13 protein-coding genes are annotated in these 16,884 nt (G+C 70.3%); 8 read left to right on the forward strand and 5 right to left on the reverse strand.

What is annotated here, in order from left to right; all coding sequences use genetic code 11:
• The first annotated feature begins 63 nt into the window (after positions 1-63).
• A complete protein-coding gene (locus ACZ6ZP_RS31085; protein WP_399979616.1) occupies positions 64-411 on the forward strand; it encodes a DUF6191 domain-containing protein in 348 nt (115 codons plus the stop codon).
• Positions 412-447: 36 nt separating this feature from the next.
• Here ACZ6ZP_RS31085 and ACZ6ZP_RS31090 read toward each other — a convergent pair whose 3' ends face one another.
• Both ACZ6ZP_RS31090 and ACZ6ZP_RS31095 read right to left on the reverse strand, forming a co-directional pair.
• Complete coding sequence (locus tag ACZ6ZP_RS31090; RefSeq protein ID WP_366461522.1) at positions 448-1,620, reverse strand: PQQ-dependent sugar dehydrogenase; 1,173 nt, start codon at positions 1,618-1,620, stop codon at positions 448-450.
• A 134-nt stretch (positions 1,621-1,754) separates the two neighbouring features.
• Entirely contained in the window at positions 1,755-2,747 is a 993-nt protein-coding gene (locus tag ACZ6ZP_RS31095; RefSeq protein ID WP_351165213.1) for an aldo/keto reductase, read from the reverse strand.
• Between the two features lie 96 nt (positions 2,748-2,843).
• Between ACZ6ZP_RS31095 and ACZ6ZP_RS31100 the strand changes: the two genes are divergently transcribed.
• The 6 genes from ACZ6ZP_RS31100 (at position 2,844) to serA (ending at position 12,725) form a co-directional block, all read left to right on the forward strand.
• Positions 2,844-3,794, forward strand: coding sequence for a 2-hydroxyacid dehydrogenase (locus tag ACZ6ZP_RS31100; protein WP_351165215.1), 951 nt, complete (start codon positions 2,844-2,846; stop codon positions 3,792-3,794).
• 378 nt (positions 3,795-4,172) lie between these two features.
• Complete coding sequence (locus ACZ6ZP_RS31105; protein ID WP_469409192.1) at positions 4,173-7,109, forward strand: putative bifunctional diguanylate cyclase/phosphodiesterase; 2,937 nt, start codon at positions 4,173-4,175, stop codon at positions 7,107-7,109.
• 232 nt (positions 7,110-7,341) lie between these two features.
• Entirely contained in the window at positions 7,342-9,192 is a 1,851-nt protein-coding gene (locus ACZ6ZP_RS31110) for an acetolactate synthase large subunit (RefSeq protein WP_351165217.1), read from the forward strand.
• A 29-nt stretch (positions 9,193-9,221) separates the two neighbouring features.
• The gene (ilvN, locus tag ACZ6ZP_RS31115) at positions 9,222-9,749 is read left to right on the forward strand and encodes an acetolactate synthase small subunit (RefSeq protein ID WP_160507374.1); all 528 of its coding nucleotides are present in this window, start codon (positions 9,222-9,224) and stop codon (positions 9,747-9,749) included.
• Positions 9,750-9,858: 109 nt separating this feature from the next.
• Complete coding sequence (ilvC, locus tag ACZ6ZP_RS31120; RefSeq protein WP_351165219.1) at positions 9,859-10,857, forward strand: ketol-acid reductoisomerase; 999 nt, start codon at positions 9,859-9,861, stop codon at positions 10,855-10,857.
• A gap of 263 nt (positions 10,858-11,120) precedes the next feature.
• Positions 11,121-12,725 carry a phosphoglycerate dehydrogenase gene (gene serA / locus ACZ6ZP_RS31125; protein ID WP_351165221.1) on the forward strand — a complete coding sequence of 535 codons (1,605 nt, stop codon included), beginning with the start codon at positions 11,121-11,123 and terminating at the stop codon, positions 12,723-12,725.
• 105 nt (positions 12,726-12,830) lie between these two features.
• Here the strand turns inward: serA and ACZ6ZP_RS31130 are convergent, their stop codons facing one another.
• Positions 12,831-14,384, reverse strand: coding sequence for an MFS transporter (locus ACZ6ZP_RS31130; RefSeq protein WP_469409196.1), 1,554 nt, complete (start codon positions 14,382-14,384; stop codon positions 12,831-12,833).
• A gap of 97 nt (positions 14,385-14,481) precedes the next feature.
• Between ACZ6ZP_RS31130 and ACZ6ZP_RS31135 the strand changes: the two genes are divergently transcribed.
• Positions 14,482-15,090, forward strand: a complete 609-nt coding sequence (locus ACZ6ZP_RS31135) for a TetR/AcrR family transcriptional regulator (RefSeq protein WP_361465452.1) — start codon at positions 14,482-14,484, stop codon at positions 15,088-15,090.
• A gap of 67 nt (positions 15,091-15,157) precedes the next feature.
• Here ACZ6ZP_RS31135 and ACZ6ZP_RS31140 read toward each other — a convergent pair whose 3' ends face one another.
• Together ACZ6ZP_RS31140 and ACZ6ZP_RS31145 are read right to left on the reverse strand one after the other, a co-directional pair.
• On the reverse strand, positions 15,158-15,538 hold the full coding sequence (locus ACZ6ZP_RS31140; RefSeq protein WP_351165228.1) for a hypothetical protein: 381 nt from the start codon (positions 15,536-15,538) through the stop codon (positions 15,158-15,160).
• A 93-nt stretch (positions 15,539-15,631) separates the two neighbouring features.
• Positions 15,632-16,801: a PucR family transcriptional regulator gene (locus ACZ6ZP_RS31145; RefSeq protein WP_469409200.1), complete on the reverse strand. Its 1,170-nt coding sequence runs from the start codon at positions 16,799-16,801 to the stop codon at positions 15,632-15,634.
• Positions 16,802-16,884 lie beyond the last annotated feature (83 nt).

A 16,884-nucleotide genomic window follows, 5' to 3' on the forward strand; every position in this document is an offset into this window, starting at 1 on the left:
TCCGGAGGGTTCCGGGGGCGCTCGCTTACGCTGGTAGGAGGAACCCGGCCGCCAGGAGGCGCAGTGTTCAACCCGATCGAGCTTTTCCAGCCCGGCCGCAAACACACGGACGACGAGCAGAAGCGGCTGGAGCTGAGCCGGGTCGACGTGGCCGACGGCGATCCCAGCCGCGGCCCGATAGACCTGACCTCCGGCAAGGTGGTGGTGAGGGTGCCACAGCAGGCAGAAGCGGAGCCGTATCCGGAAACCGAGCGGGAACCGACGGACGTCAATCCGGGCCCCGCGGCCGACGCCGCACCCCAGCCGGACCCCGCGCCCGCCCCCGACCCCGAGCCGGGCCCCGCGGCCGACGCCGCACCCCAGCCGGACCCCGCGCCCGCCCCCGACCCCGGCTCTTCGCCCGAGAAGTAGTCGCCCGCCCTGGTCTCCTCCTGCTACTTCACCCTGCTACTTCACCGTCACCTCGAGAATCTTGTCGTCCCCCTCCTCCGGGGTGCCCCGGGAATCCGTCTCGTTCGTCACCAGCCACAGCTTGTCGCCGCCCGCCGCGACCACCGTGCGCAGACGGCCGTGCTTGCCCTCCAGGAAAGACTGGGGCTCCACGGTGCCGTCCACACCGCGGACCGGGATGCGCCACAGGCGCTCGCCGCGCAGGCCCGCCATCCAGACCGAGCCCTCGGCATAGGCGATGCCGCTGGGGGAGGCCTCCGAGGTCTTCCACTGGGCCACCGGGTCGTGGAAGCCCTCCTCGTCGCCCTTGCCCTCCACCTCCGGCCAGCCGTAGTTGTCGCCGGCCTTGATCTCGTTCAGCTCGTCCCAGTTGTCCTGGCCGAACTCCGCGGCCCAGAGCCGCTTCTCCTCGTCCCAGGCCAGGCCCTGCACATTGCGGTGGCCGTACGAGTAGACGGGGGAGTCGCCGAAGGGGTTGCCGGGGGCCGCTTCGCCGTCCGGGGTCAGGCGCAGGATCTTGCCGCCCAGCGACTTCTTGTCCTGGGCCAGGCCCGTGTCACCCGTCTCGCCCGTGCCCGCGTACAGCATCTTGTCGGGGCCGAAGGCGATCCGGCCGCCGTTGTGGACCACCCCCTTGGGGATGCCCTTGAAGACCGTGTCGGGCGCCCCCAACTGCTGGCCGGAGGGCTTCTTCTCGTCGTACAGCATGCGGGCGACGCGGTTGTCCGACGCGGTGGTGAAGTACGCGTAGACCATGTGGTCCGATGCGTACGACGGAGAGAGTGCCAGGCCCATCAGGCCGCCCTCGCCCGCGGGGGAGACGCCGGGGACCGAGCCCAGTTCGGTCTTCTTTCCCGTCTTGCCGTCGACGCGGGTGATGGTCCCCTCGTCGCGCGAGGACACCAGCAGGTCCCCGCCGGGGAGCGGCGCCAGGCCCCACGGCGACTTCAGGTCCTCGGTGAGGGTCTTGGTGACCTTCGCCGACCCCTTCTCCGGCGGGGCTTCGCCGGCGCGGGGCTTTCCCGTGGACGTCCCGTCCGACGTCGCGGGGCTCGACTCGGCGCTCTTTGAGTTGTCCGGCGTGTCCGAGCCCCCGGACGAGCAACCGGCCGTGAGCACAAGGGCAGCGGCAGCCAATGCGGCCGTGACAGCAGGTCGTTGCACGATCAGGTTCCCTTCGACGCAGCGCTTCTACTGTTCATACACCGCTCGGTCCCGACAGGTTCCCAGCCCGGCTTTCCCGACGCGTGGACGTCAGTGCAACAAGGGTCCTGGACGCCAGTGCCACACGCCCGCCGCCGACCTCAGTCCCACGACCCCATCGCCGAAGGCAGCGCCGCGAGCTCCGCCAGATCCGCCCCGGTGAGCCGCACCGACGCCGCCCCCGCGTTCTGCACCGCCCAGCGGTCCCGCTTCGCCCCGGGAATCGGCACCACGTCACGGCCCTGCGCGAGCACCCACGCCAGCGCCACCTGCGCCGGTGTCGCCCCGTGCCGCTCGGCCACCCGGCGCAGCCCCACCACCAGCGGCTGGTTGGCCGCCATCATCTCGGCGGTGAAACGGGGGTGCCGGGCCCGCACGTCGTCCGGCTCGAAGCCCTGCCCCGGCGTCAGCGTGCCCGTGAGGAAACCGTTCCCCAGCGGCATCGCCGCCAGAAAGCCCACCCCGCGCGATGCGCACCACGGCAGCAGCGTCTCCAGCGCCTCCCGCGACCACACCGAGAGCTCGGCCTCCACCGCGCTGACCGGGAAGACCTGCTGGACCCGCTCCAGCTGCCGGATCGTCCCCTCGTGCAGCCCTCTGCCCTCGCGCCGCGAGGCACGGGCGCCCACCGCGCACAGCCCCAGCGCCCGCACCTTTCCCGCGGCGACGAGCTCGGCCATCGCGCCCCAGGTCTCCTCGACGGGCACCTCGGGATCGGCGCGGTGCAGCTGGTAAAGGTCGATCGTCTCGGTCTGGAGCCGCCGCAGCGAGGCATCGCAGGCCCGCTTCACATAGCCGGGGCGGCCGTTGGCGACGATGTGCTGCTCGCCCACCAGGAGCCCGCACTTGGTGGACACGAAGGCCTCGGCCCGCCGCTCCTTCAGCGCCCGGCCCACGAGGAGCTCGTTGGTGAACGGCCCGTACATGTCCGCCGTGTCCAGCAGGGTCGAGCCCTGGTCGAGCGCGGCGTGCACCGTGCGCAGCGACTCCTCGCCCCGCTGCCGGGAGCCGGTGTACGCCCAGCTCATCGGCATGCAGCCGAGCCCGACCGCACCCACCTCGAGCGCTGTCGCGCCGATCGTCCTGCGGTCCACCTGGCCGTGCCCTCCCACCTCATGTCCGAGCGCCCCCAACGTAACCTCTGCCTCCCCCTACGCGGCGTGCGGCCTGTGCGCATTAGCCTCCTGACCATGACGACTGACGTATGGCTCCCCTTCGACCCGGACGAGATCGAAGGCCTGCCCGGCGCGGCCGACGCCGGGCTCAACTACCGCTTCTGGGACGGCGGCCCCGACTTTCCGGCGGACCCCGCCGACTGCGCGTTCTACGTGGTGCCCTATCTGAAGGGTGCGGAGATCGCCGTACGACCGCTGCCCGAGATGACATCCGTACGCGCCGTACAGACACTCTCCGCGGGCATCGACCAGATGCAGTCCGGGCTCAAGTTCCTCGCGCCCGGCGTGCGGTTGTGCAACGCCAAGGGGGTGCACGAGGCCAGCACCGCCGAGCTGACGCTCGCCCTGACCCTGGCGTCCCTGCGCGGCATCCCCCGCTTCGTGGAAGGACAGCGGCAGGAGGACTGGCGGTCCGGGTTCTATCCGGCGCTCGCCGACAAGTCCGTGCTGATCGTGGGCTACGGATCGATCGGTTCCGCCATCGAGGACCGGCTCGCCGCCTTCGAGTGCGCGCGGGTGGCGCGCGTCGCGCGCTCTGCACGTGCCACGGAGCGCGGCCCCGTGCTCCCGCTCGCCGAACTGCCCACGCTGCTCCCCGACGCAGACGTGGTCATCCTCTCCACGCCCCTCACCGACACCACCCGTGGCCTGGTGAGCGCCGATTTCCTGGCCCGCATGAAGGACGGCGCCCTGTTGGTGAACGTCGCGCGCGGCCCCGTCGTCGACACCAAGGCGCTGCTGGCCGAACTGGAGAGCGGACGGATCACCGCCGCCCTCGATGTGACCGACCCGGAACCGCTGCCCGCAGGTCACCCCCTGTGGCACGCTCCTGGAGTGCTCATCAGCCCGCACGTGGGCGGATCGACCTCCGCCTTCCTGCCCCGCGCCAAACGCCTTTTGGCCACGCAGTTGAGCCGGTACGTCGCCGGGGAACCCCTCGGCAACGTCGTCCTGACGACCGAGTAGCGCACCAAGCCGCAGTCGCCCAGGGCTCGTTCGGGCACGCTCCGCATCCGTGTGCGTGCGCGCCGTGTTTACGATCTCGTTGGCAGTCACGGAGCGTAGAGAAGCTATGTCCCTGAGTGACGAGACTGGTGTATCGTCCCGACAGGGGCTGCGCCGTGGACCGTTTTCGGCGCCGGGGACGAGACATCAGACGCGAGGGGGGCGACGGGCGATGTACGGCCAATGGGCGAACGATCCGACGCGACGAGGCCGCCGGCGGCGACTCTCACGCGCACCGGCCCGCATGCGGACGCGCGACGGTTACGCACACGAAGTCCCGGAGCCGACCAGTCACGGGAGGCGGACGGACACAGGGGCGGCACGGACCAGGGCGGCCCGGTGAGCACCCGTCCGTCACCCGCCACCGCCCTGGAGGGCGGTGGAGGCCTGACGGCGCAGATGCCGCCCCGAGCACCCCTGGCCAGGCGCCCCGTCTCCGGCGGCGGCGCGGGCCTGGTCTCGCAGATCGCGCTCCTCGTGGTCTGCGGCGGCTATGCCACCGGGGCCGCGCTCGGCTGGGGCTCGACCCGGGCCGCGCTGATCATGGGCGACTTCGGGCTGAGCATCGCGGCGGCGACCGCCGCGGTCTCCTGCTTCCGTTACTCGCGCACCCGCCGCAGTCGCTTTCGACCCGCGTGGCTGCTGTTCGCGCTCTCCTCCGCGATGGCGGCCCTGGGCAACGGCGTATGGGGCTGGTACGAGGTCGTGCTGGAGCGGCCCGTGCCGAGCCCGGGCCTGGCGGACCTGTTCTTCCTCTGCTTCGCGCCGCCCGCCATCATCGGCCTGCTGGTGCTCGCCAAACGCCCGGTGACCAGGGCCGGCTGGGTCTGCCTCGCGCTCGACGCCTGGCTCATCGGCGGCTCACTGCTCACGCTCTCCTGGAGCCTCGCGCTCGCGCACACGGCGCAGTTCGAGGGCCAGAGCGTCGCGCACGCCGCGCTCTCGCTCGCCTATCCACTTCTCGACATCGCGTTGGTCAGCATGGTCCTCGCGCTGCACTTCAGACGATCCTCCGCCAACCGCACGGCGGTGAACACGGCGGTCGGTGCCCTCGCGCTGACCGTCATGTGCGACGCGATGTTCACCTCGCCCCTGCTGCACGCCAGTTACCGCTCCGGGCAGATGCTGGACGCGGGCTGGTTCGCGGGATCACTGCTCCTCGCGTACGCGCCGTGGGCGGTGCCCCGGCACAAGCACGCGGACGAACCGCAGCACGCGCGCGTGGAGCACGACGGCGTCCCCAAGGGCGCCCGGGCCGCCGCCACCCGTCCGATCGCCGGATCGCTGGCCGCGCTCACGCCGTATCTCGCCGCCGCCGTCTGCACGTTGGGGATTCTCTACAACGTGCTCAGCGGCCGCAGGATCGACGAAGTCGTGCTCCTGACCGCGGGCACGGTGGTGCTCGCCCTGGTCGTGCGCCAGGGCATCATGCTCCTGGACAACATCACCCTCACCCAGGAACTGGCCCAGAAGGAGAACCACTTCCGCTCCCTGGTCCAGGGTTCGAGCGACGTCATCATGATCGCCGCTCCGAACGGCATACTCCACTACGTCAGTCCGGCCGCCTCCGGGGTCTACGGCCGGGACGCCGAGGAGCTCATGGGTTCCGAACTGGCCTCGCTGATGCACCCCGAGGACCTGGGCCGTGTGGTCCACGAAGTGCGCAGATTCCTCACCGCGAACCCCGTCGACGAGCCCACGACCCGTATCGAGTGCCGCTTCAAGTCCGGCGACGGCGACTGGCTGAACGTGGAGTCCACGGTCAACCGCCACCAGGGCGGCCTCATCTTCAACAGCCGCGACGTCACCGAACGGGTGCGCCTGCAGGCGCAGTTGCAGCACAACGCCGAGCACGACCCGCTCACCGACCTGCCCAACCGTGCCCTGTTCACCCGCCGGGTCGGCCAGGCGCTCACCGGCCGCAGAGTCACCGACCGGGGCACGGCCGTGCTCTTCATCGACCTGGACGGCTTCAAGGCGGTCAACGACACCATCGGCCATCAGGCGGGAGACGAGCTCCTGATCCAGGCGGCCCGCCGCCTTCAGGAGGCCGTCAGGTCCGGGGACTGCGCGGCCCGGCTTGGCGGCGACGAATTCGCCGCGCTCATCGTGGGCGACGGAACCCGCGACCAGGCCGCACGCGAGCAGCACATCTACGAACTCGCCGACCGTCTCAGAATCACCCTCTCCCAGCCCTACGCGATCGACGGCAACGACGTGCGCGTGGCGGCCTCCATCGGCGTGGCCTTCGCCGAACCAGGCATCGGCGCGGGCGAGTTGCTGCGCAACGCCGACCTCGCGATGTACCGCGCCAAGGCCGCGGGCAAGGGGCGCGTCGAGCTGTACGCCCCCCAGATGCAGGCGGACGTCGTACGCAAGGCGGAGCTGGCCACACGGCTGCGCACCGCCCTGCACGAGGGCGAGTTCGCGCTGCTCCACCAGCCGGTGGTCTCCCTGGACGACGGACGCATCAGCTCGGTCGCCGCCCAGGCGCGCTGGCGCTCGAAGCAGGGCATCCTCTTCACGCCCGCCGAGTTCCTGCGCGTGACCGACACCTCGGACTCCCAGGAGGGCGCCCGCACCGGGGAGCTGGGCCGCTGGATGCTGGAGGAAGCCGTCCAGCAGGCCGCCGAGCGCGGCCGCACGGGCCATGCGACGCCCGTCGCCGTCCGCATCAGCGCGCGGCGCCTCCTGGACCGCTCCATGCCGCTCGGCTCCATCGAGGCGCTCCTCACCCGGTACGGGCTGCCCTCCGGGGCGCTCATCATCGAGCTGGCCGACAGCGACCCCCGGGTCCCGCTGGACGACCTCGAGCGCCGCCTGACCTCCCTGCGCAGGCTCGGCGTACGGATCGCCCTGGACGGCTTCGGGAGCGGCTATGCCGCCATCACCGCCCTGCGACGGCTCCCCGTCGACGTACTGAAACTGGACCGCAGTCTCATCGAGGGCGTCGTCGAGTCCGCGCGGCTTCACAAGATCACCGCCGGGCTGCTGCGCATCGCCACCGATCTGGGGCTGCGCTCCGTGGCCGACGGCGTCGATCTGCCGGAGCAGGTCATCGCCCTGCGCGCGATGGGCTGTACGCACGGCCAGGGCATGGCGTTCTCCGGGCCGCTCGACGAGTACCGCCTGCGCCGAGCCCTGTCGCTCGGGCGCTATCCGGTGCCGCACGGTCCGGTGGAGCCGGTCTTCGCGGGCGCCCATCCACTGTCGTACGGAGGAGGTGTCGAGTCCTTCGTCCGCTCACATAATGAGACCCCCGTCCCACCTACTTGACAGGCACTGTGCGCCGGGGAGAGGGTCAATGCCATGCGCACCCGAATTCTCGTACTTGGAAAGCGCGTCGGCTGAAGCTGGGAGTCACCGGTCAGACACCGGAATCCCCGCACCCGCTCCGACGCGCTCCCCTCGCTTGCCTCACGGCACGAGGGGTTTTTTGTTGCACCGGCGCCCGCCAAATCCCCGCAAACACCCCGCAAAAACCCTCAGCTTCGAGAAGAGAATGCCGATGACCGAGCAGGCCACCGGGGCCCACCATCCGCAGCCGCGGCCCCGATCCTCAGGACAGCAGTCCGCCCCCGTCGAGCACGTCACGGGTGCGCAGTCCCTCATTCGTTCTCTCGAGGAAGTCGGGGCCGACACGGTATTCGGCATTCCCGGCGGCGCCATCCTTCCCGCCTACGACCCGATGATGGACTCCACCCGTGTCCGTCACGTCCTGGTCCGGCACGAGCAGGGCGCAGGCCACGCGGCCACCGGTTACGCGCAGGCCACCGGCAAGGTCGGCGTCTGCATGGCGACGAGCGGCCCCGGTGCCACGAACCTCGTCACGCCGATCGCCGACGCCCACATGGACTCCGTGCCCATGGTCGCGATCACCGGCCAGGTGGCCTCCAAGGCGATCGGTACGGACGCCTTCCAGGAGGCGGACATCGTCGGCATCACGATGCCGATCACCAAGCACAACTTCCTGGTCACCAAGGCGGAGGACATCCCGGCGACGATCGCGGAGGCCTTCCACATCGCCTCCACGGGCCGCCCGGGACCGGTCCTGGTCGACATCGCCAAGGACGCCCTCCAGGCACAGACCACCTTCCAGTGGCCGCCCACCCAGGACCTGCCCGGCTACCGCCCGGTGACCAAGCCGCACGCCAAGCAGATCCGCGAGGCCGCCAAGCTGATCACCACGGCCAAGCGGCCCGTCCTGTACGTCGGCGGCGGCGTCATCAAGGCCCACGCCACCGCCGAGCTGAAGGTCCTGGCAGAACTCACCGGAGCGCCCGTCACCACCACACTGATGGCGCTCGGCGCATTCCCCGACAGCCACAAGCTGCACGTGGGGATGCCGGGCATGCACGGAGCGGTCACCGCCGTCACCGCGCTGCAGAAGGCCGACCTGATCGTCGCCCTCGGAGCCCGCTTCGACGACCGCGTCACCGGCAAGCTGGACAGCTTCGCGCCCTTCGCGAAGATCGTCCACGCCGACATCGACCCGGCCGAGATCGGCAAGAACCGCGCCGCGGACGTGCCGATCGTCGGAGACGCCCGCGAGGTCATCGCGGACCTGATCCAGGCCGTCCAGGCCGAGCACACCGCCGGCCAGCAGGGCGACTACACCGCCTGGTGGAACGACCTCAACCGCTGGCGCGACACCTACCCCCTGGGCTACGACCAGCCCGAGGACGGCTCGCTCTCCCCCCAGCAGGTCATCGAGCGCGTCGGCAAGCTCGCCCCGGAGGACACGATCTTCGCGGCGGGCGTGGGCCAGCACCAGATGTGGGCCGCCCACTTCATCGAGTACGAGAAGCCCGCCACCTGGCTGAACTCCGGCGGCGCCGGAACGATGGGGTACGCGGTCCCGGCCGCGATGGGCGCCAAGGCCGGACAGCCCGACCGCACGGTCTGGGCGATCGACGGCGACGGCTGCTTCCAGATGACCAATCAGGAACTCACCACCTGCGCCCTGAACAACATCCCGATCAAGGTCGCCATCATCAACAACGGCGCCCTCGGCATGGTCCGCCAGTGGCAGACGCTGTTCTACAACCAGCGCTACTCCAACACCGTCCTGCACGCGGGCCCCGAGGGTGACACTCCGCCCAACAAGGGCACCCGCGTCCCGGACTTCGTGAAGCTGTCGGAGGCCATGGGCTGCGTGGCGCTGCGCTGCGAGCGCCCCGAGGACCTCGACAAGGTCATCGCCGAGGCCAACGCCATCAACGACCGCCCCGTCGTGGTCGACTTCATCGTCCACGAGGACGCCCAGGTCTGGCCGATGGTCGCCGCAGGCACCTCGAACGACGAGGTCATGGCCGCCCGCGGGGTCCGCCCCGACTTCGGCGACAACGAAGACGACTGAGACCGAGAGCGAAAGAGAGACCACGAGTCATGTCCACCAAGCACACGCTCTCCGTCCTGGTCGAGAACAAGCCCGGTGTCCTCGCCCGGATCACCGCCCTGTTCTCCCGCCGCGGCTTCAACATCGACTCCCTGGCCGTGGGCGTCACCGAGCACCCCGACATCTCACGCATCACCATCGTCGTGAACGTCGAGGACCTGCCGCTCGAACAGGTCACCAAGCAGCTCAACAAGCTCGTCAACGTCCTGAAGATCGTCGAACTCGAGCCGGCCGGCGCCGTGGCGCGCGAACTGGTCCTCGCGAAGGTCCGCGCCGACAACGAGACGCGCTCGCAGATCGTCGAGATCGTCCAGCTGTTCCGCGCCAAGACCGTGGACGTCTCGCCCGAGGCGGTCACCATCGAGGCCACCGGCTCCAGCGACAAGCTGGAGGCGATGCTCAAGATGCTGGAACCCTTCGGCATCAAGGAGCTCGTCCAGTCCGGCACCATCGCGATCGGCCGGGGCTCGCGCTCCATCACCGACCGCAGCCTGCGGGCGCTCGACCGTTCGGCCTGAACCAGCCAGAACGGCCCCCCGGGCCCGCCCGCATACCGAGACCGTAAAACTTCCCTCCCCCGCCCGCCGTACGGTGGGTCGCAACACCAGCACACATAGGAGATTTCCAGTGGCCGAGCTGTTCTACGACGACGACGCCGACCTGTCCATCATCCAGGGCCGCAAGGTCGCGGTCATCGGATACGGCAGCCAGGGCCACGCCCACGCGCTGTCGCTCCGTGACTCGGGTGTCGACGTCCGTGTCGGTCTGCACGAGGGCTCCAAGTCCAAGGCCAAGGCCGAGGAGCAGGGCCTGCGCGTGGTGACTCCCTCGGAGGCCGCCGCCGAGGCCGACGTCATCATGATCCTGGTCCCGGACCCCATCCAGGCCCAGGTCTACGAGGAGTCCATCAAGGACAACCTCAAGGACGGCGACGCGCTGTTCTTCGGTCACGGCCTGAACATCCGCTTCGGCTTCATCAAGGCCCCCGCGGGCGTCGACGTCTGCATGGTCGCCCCCAAGGGCCCGGGCCACCTCGTCCGCCGTCAGTACGAGGAGGGCCGCGGCGTTCCGTGCATCGCGGCCGTCGAGCAGGACGCGACCGGCAACGGCTTCGCGCTGGCTCTCTCGTACGCCAAGGGCATCGGCGGCACGCGTGCGGGCGTCATCAAGACGACCTTCACCGAGGAGACCGAGACCGACCTGTTCGGCGAGCAGGCCGTGCTCTGCGGTGGCACCGCGGCGCTGGTCAAGGCGGGCTTCGAGACGCTGACCGAGGCCGGCTACCAGCCGGAGATCGCGTACTTCGAGTGCCTGCACGAGCTGAAGCTCATCGTGGACCTCATGTACGAGGGCGGCCTGGAGAAGATGCGCTGGTCGATCTCCGAGACCGCCGAGTGGGGCGACTACGTCACCGGCCCGCGGATCATCACGGACGCCACCAAGGCCGAGATGAAGAAGGTCCTCACCGAGATCCAGGACGGCACCTTCGCCCAGGCCTGGATGGACGAGTACCACGGCGGTCTGAAGAAGTACAACGAGTACAAGACCCAGGACGAGAACCACCTCCTGGAGACCACCGGCAAGGAGCTCCGCAAGCTCATGTCGTGGGTGAACGAAGAGGCGTAAGCCGTACGACGCGAGGGCCGGGACCGCAGTCCCGGCCCTCACGTCGATCACCGGAAGGGCCGCGGACGACCTCGTTGTCCACCCCGTCCAGCCACGGACGGGTGATCCTTCCACCGAGGCGTAAGACACCCGTCAGGACGCCACTAGACTGCTTTCAACATTCGCGTCAGGCCCACAGCGTCGTGCGTCTTCCACGCGGCTAGCACCCTCCACCGCATGCGGCCGTCGGGACGGCCGTCCGCATTGGACTTGTGAGGACTCACGTGAGCACTGCTGCCAACGGCAAACCGGTCGTACTCATCGCTGAAGAGCTGTCGCCTGCCACTGTCGACGCCTTGGGCCCGGACTTCGAGATCCGTCAGTGCAACGGCGCGGACCGCGCCGAACTGCTGCCCGCCATCGCCGACGTGGACGCCATCCTGGTCCGCTCCGCGACCAAGGTCGACGCCGAGGCCATCGCGGCCGCCAAGAAGCTGAAGGTCGTCGCCCGCGCGGGCGTGGGCCTGGACAACGTGGACGTGTCGGCCGCCACCAAGGCCGGCGTCATGGTGGTGAACGCCCCCACCTCGAACATCGTCACCGCAGCCGAGCTCGCCTGTGGCCTGCTCATCGCCACGGCCCGCAACATCCCCCAGGGCAGCCAGGCGCTGAAGGCCGGCGAGTGGAAGCGCTCCAAGTACACGGGCGTCGAGCTCGCCGAGAAGACCCTCGGTGTCGTCGGCCTCGGCCGCATCGGCGCCCTGGTCGCGCAGCGCATGAGCGCCTTCGGCATGAAGGTCGTCGCCTACGACCCGTACGTGCAGCCCGCGCGTGCCGCGCAGATGGGCGTCAAGGTCCTCACGCTCGACGAGCTCCTTGAGGTCTCCGACTTCATCACGGTGCACCTGCCCAAGACCCCCGAGACGGTCGGTCTGATCGGCGACGACGCGCTGCACAAGGTCAAGCCCGCCGTCCGCATCGTGAACGCCGCGCGCGGCGGGATCGTCGACGAGGAGGCGCTGTACTCGGCGCTGAAGGAAGGCCGCGTCGCGGGCGCCGGTCTGGACGTGTACGCGAAGGAGCCCTGCACGGACTCCCCGCTCTTCCAGTTCGACCAGGTCGTCTGCACGCCGCACCTCGGTGCGTCGACGGACGAGGCGCAGGAGAAGGCGGGTGTCTCCGTCGCCAAGTCGGTGCGCCTGGCCCTCGCGGGTGAGCTCGTGCCGGACGCGGTGAACGTCCAGGGCGGCGTCATCGCCGAGGACGTGCGCCCCGGTCTGCCGCTCGCCGAGAAGCTCGGCCGGATCTTCACCGCGCTCGCGGGCGAGGTCGCGGCCCGGCTCGACGTCGAGGTGTACGGCGAGATCACCCAGCACGACGTGAAGGTGCTCGAACTCTCCGCGCTCAAGGGCGTGTTCGAGGACGTCGTCGACGAGACCGTGAGTTACGTGAACGCGCCTCTCTTCGCCCAGGAGCGCGGCGTAGAGGTCCGCCTCACCACGAGCTCGGAGTCCCCGGACCACCGGAACGTGGTCACGGTGCGCGGCACGCTGACCGGCGGCGAGGAGATCTCGGTCTCCGGCACGCTGGCAGGCCCCAAGCACCTTCAGAAGATCGTCGCCATCGGCGAGTACGACGTGGACCTGGCGCTCGCCGAGCACATGGTCGTCCTGCGGTACGCGGACCGTCCCGGTGTCGTCGGCACCGTCGGCCGTGTCCTCGGTGAGTCGGGCATCAACATCGGCGGCATGCAGGTCGCCCGCGCGGACGTGGGCGGCGAGGCGCTCGCCGTCCTCACCGTGGACGACACGGTGCCGCAGTCGGTGCTGAACGAGCTGGCCGAGGAGATCGGTGCGGAGTCCGCTCGCGCGGTGAACCTCACGGACTAGTCGCTCCGTAGCTTCGGGCGCCGCCATCACCGGCTGCGCCGAGTTCGTCCTCAGACGCCGGACGGGCTGGATCTCTCCAGCCCGTCCGGCGTTTGGCGTTCAGGCTCAGACCAGGACCTTCTCCGGCTCGGACTCCGTCGCCTCCACCGGCTTGATCTGCCGCAGCGTGACCGCCGCCACGGCCGCCGCGACCAGCAGTACGGCCGCCCCCGTGAGCGCGGTGACATGCATTCCGCTGGTGAACGCCTCCCGAGCCGCGTCCGTCAGGGTGGAGGCCGCCCTGTCCGGCAGGTGCTGCGCCACCGCGAGCGCGCCGCCGAGCGTCTCGTGGGCCTCGGCGGGGGCCGCGTCCGGGATCTCGCTCCGGTAGACCGCGTTGCCGATGGAGCCGAGCAGCGCCATGCCGAGCGCGCCGCCGAACTCCTGGCCCGTCTCCAGGAGCGAGGAGGCCGAGCCCGCCTTCTCGGCCGGGGCCGAGCCGAGGGCCAGGTCGGTGAGTTGCGAGCCGATGACCACGGCGCCGCAGGCGAGGAGCCCGGCGGCGGCGAGGACCGTCCACATCGAGTCCGTGCCGGTCAGGGTCAGCAGGCCGAACCCGCACGCCGAGACGGCGAAGCCGGACGAGACGACGTGGGCGCGGTTCATCCCCCGCTGCACCAGAGCCGTGGCGACCGGTGCGGCGAAGCCGATGAGGACCGAGGGGAGCAGCGCCCACAGCGCGGCCTCCATGGCGCTCTTGCCGAGGACGGACTGGAGGTACTGCGTGGTGAAGTACGCCGAACCCATCATCGCCAGGGCGGAGACGAGGTTCAGGAGGACGGCCGGGGCGAAGCCGCGGCCACGGAACAGCGCGGGGGAGATCAGCGGGGAGGCCGTGGTGCGCTGGCGGTGGACGAAGAGGGCGGCGAAGACGAGTCCGACGGCGAGCGAAGCGACGTACTCGGGCTCCAATCCCTCGGCGGCACTCTCCTTGAGGCCGTAGACGACGGGCAGCACGGCGGCCATGGACAGCGGCACGCTCAGCAGGTCGAAGCGGCCCGGCCGCGGGTCCTTGAACTCGGGGATGAGGACCGGCGCGAGGACCAGGAGCAGCACCATGGCGGGCAGGTTGACGAGGAAGACCGAGCCCCACCAGAAGTGCTCGACGAGGATGCCGCTCATCACCGAGCCCAGCGCGATGCCGGCGACCATCACGCCGGACCAGATGCCGATCGCCTTCGCGCGCTGTCCGGCGTCGCGGAACATCGTGCGGACGAGGGCCATCGTGGACGGCATCAGGGTCGCGCCGCCGATGCCGAGGACCGCGCGGGCGGCGATGAGCAGCTCGGCGCTGCCCGCGTAGGCGGCGGTCAGGGAGGCCGCGCCGAAGGCGGCGGCGCCGAACATGAGCAGCTTGCGGCGCCCGACGCGGTCGCCGAGCGAGCCCATCGTCATCAGCAGCCCCGCGAGCACGAACGCGTAGATGTCGAAGATCCACAGCTGCTGGGTGCCGCTGGGCTCCAGGTCGGCGCTGATCGCGGGGACTGCGAAGTAGAGGACCGAGACGTCCATCGAGACCAGGAGCAGCGGCAGCATCAGGACGGCGAGGGCGGTCCACTCCTTGCGGCCCGCGCGCTCCGGGACCGCCGCATTGGCTTGTTCGTGCGTCGAGTTCGTCATGCCGAGGACTGTACGAGCGTCATAAACGCTTGTCTAGTACGAGTGTGTAAAACGCTGGTATGGGACGTCCGTATGGATCGGAGGTAGGCTGGACCGCATGGGACACCGTGAGGATCTGCTCGAAGGCGCCAAGCGCTGCCTGCTGGAGAAGGGCTTCGTGAGCACGACGGCCCGCGACATCGTGAAGGAGTCGGGGACGAACCTGGCGTCGATCGGGTACCACTACGGCTCGAAGGACGCGCTCCTGGTGGCGGCGTTCGTCGCCCTCGTCGAGAAGGCCGGTGACGCCTTCGAGGAGGAACCGGGTGCCGCGAGCGGCGAGAAGAGCGCCGTGAAGAGTGCCACGAAGGGCGGCTCGCTGGAGCGGTTCGAGGAGGCCTGGGCGAACATCCTGCGCGCGTTCCCCGAGTCCCGCGCCATCTGGATGCTGACCTTCGAGGTCATCACGCAGGGAGAGCGCCTCGCCGGGGTGCGCGATCTGCTGGTCAAGGCGCAGCGGGAAGGGCGCAGCGGGCTGGCGGCGGTGTTCACCGGGATCGAGGAGAGCGTCATCCCGGACGACGTGGTGGAGACCGAGGGCCGCTTCTACGCGACGCTGCTCAACGGCCTGATGGTCCAGTGGCTCTTCGACCCGGAGTCGGCGACCAGCGCCGAGCAGCTGACCGAGGGCATGCGGCGGGCGACGGAGCGGATGTCCGGGGCGTGAGACGCGAGTGGTGCGGACCGGCTCTCGCCGACCGCACCACCGTCATGCCGCTACCGCGGGCGCCGGATCAGGCGCCGATGCCCCACTTGAGGCACGCCTCGGGGACGTAGCCCTTCACGTTCGTGCCGTTCGTGATGCCGTACTGCCACTTGGTGCTCGTCTTGCCGCAGAGGGTGTACTTCTGCCCCGTGATCGACTTGCCGTCGTTGCAGAGGAAGCCCTTCTTGCCCTTGTTCCACTGGCCCTTGGCGGTGGCGTTCAGCTTCGCGTGCGTGCGCACCTTCACGGTCTGCTTGGCGGGCACGTTCGTGAGGCCGTTGAGGCAGCTGGGCGCCGCGGCGGCGGACACCGGCGCGGACGGCGTCTGCGCCACGGCGACACCGGTGGTGAGGGTGGTCCCGACGAGGGCGGCGGTGGCGACAGCAGGGCCCAACAGCTTGAATTTCATTGGGTGTTCTTTCTCCCCTGTGGAGTTGCGTGAGTGGTCGGGGGAGACGCTACCTCGCCATGATCATGCCGACCGCCTTCTGTGGCCGTGCCCTTACAGTCGTGACGCTTTCAGGACCATGTGCAGCAGCAGCCGGTCCTCGCCGTCGTCCAGGTCCAGGCCCGTCAGCTGCTCCACGCGCGAGAGGCGGTAGTAGAGCGTCTGGCGGTGGATGCCCAACTCCGCCGCCGTGCGCCCCGCTTGGCCCGCGCAGTCGAGGAACACCTCCGCCGTGCGGGCGAGTTCGCGGTGGGCGGGGGAGAGGAGCGCGCGGGCCACCGGGTCCTGGGCGGCCTCGGCGGGCAGCGACGTGAGCAGGCGGTAGGGGCCCACGTCCGACCACTGGGCCACCGGGGCGAAGCGCGGCTCGGCGCGGGCCGCGCGGGCCGCCGTCGACGCCTCCCACCAGGCGGCGCCGAGCTCGTCCAGGCCGTGCCGGGCGTTCGCGATCCCCGCCGCACCGCCCTTCGCCGCCTCCAGGAGCCGCGTGGCCGCCGACACCGCGGGGGTGAGCACGTCCGCCGAGCGCAGCCGGACCAGGACCGCGAGGCTCTGGCCCGCCGTGCCCCACGGCACCGTGCACAGCGCCGTCGCCCCCTGCACCGTACGGACCGAGGGGGCGGAGTCCGGGTCCGCGGAGGGCCAAGGGGCGACGCAGACCACCGCGTGCAGGCCCTCGCCGCGCGGGCCGAGCGCCGTGCGCAGGTCGGCCACGGCCATGTCCCGCTGCCAGCCCCGCTCGGCGGTCAGGACGGCCCGGAACTCCCGGGTCAGATCGGCGCTGGCCTGCGCCTCGTCGGCGAGCAGCGCGCCGATGCGGGTGGCGACCTCCATGGCGGCGGTCAGCTGGGCGTCCGTGGGACCCGGATCGTCGTCGAGCAGCCATACGTACCCCAGGGCGAACCCCCGATGCCGTACGGGAAGGCAGATCCGCCCGCGGTGGACGCCCGCCTCCGGGGTGGGCGGGATGCGGATCGGGGCCGTCGCGCGAGTGATGCCGAAGCTCTCGAACCAGGTGCGGACCCCGGCCGTGGAGCGGCGCGTGAGGATCGATCGGGTACGCACCGGGTCGAGGGCCGTCGCGTCGAAGTCGGTGTCGCCGCCGCTGTCGTGCGCGCCGAAGGCGATCAGCTCGAAATCGCGGTTCTCCAGCGTCGCGGGGGCGCCCAGCAGGGTTGAGATCTCGTCGACCAGTTCCTGGTAATCGCCTTTCACGCTGTCCATTCTGACGTAGTTCGCCCCGGGCTTCAGACAGATGTCTGAGATCCAGGGCACGGATGCGTGACAGCTGTCGATGGCCCAGGATC

It is taken from the genome of Streptomyces sp. NPDC054047, from assembly GCF_055585065.1.

Coding starts and splice junctions, on each gene's coding strand:
- ACZ6ZP_RS31100 (WP_351165215.1), top strand. CDS start 2,844: ATGACGACTGACGTATGGCTCCCCTTCGACCCGGACGAGATCGAAGGC.
- ACZ6ZP_RS31110 (WP_351165217.1), top strand. CDS start 7,342: ATGACCGAGCAGGCCACCGGGGCCCACCATCCGCAGCCGCGGCCCCGA.
- ilvN (WP_160507374.1), top strand. CDS start 9,222: ATGTCCACCAAGCACACGCTCTCCGTCCTGGTCGAGAACAAGCCCGGT.
- ACZ6ZP_RS31130 (WP_469409196.1), bottom strand. CDS start 14,384: ATGACGAACTCGACGCACGAACAAGCCAATGCGGCGGTCCCGGAGCGC.
- ACZ6ZP_RS31135 (WP_361465452.1), top strand. CDS start 14,482: ATGGGACACCGTGAGGATCTGCTCGAAGGCGCCAAGCGCTGCCTGCTG.
- ACZ6ZP_RS31140 (WP_351165228.1), bottom strand. CDS start 15,538: ATGAAATTCAAGCTGTTGGGCCCTGCTGTCGCCACCGCCGCCCTCGTC.
- ACZ6ZP_RS31145 (WP_469409200.1), bottom strand. CDS start 16,801: ATGGACAGCGTGAAAGGCGATTACCAGGAACTGGTCGACGAGATCTCA.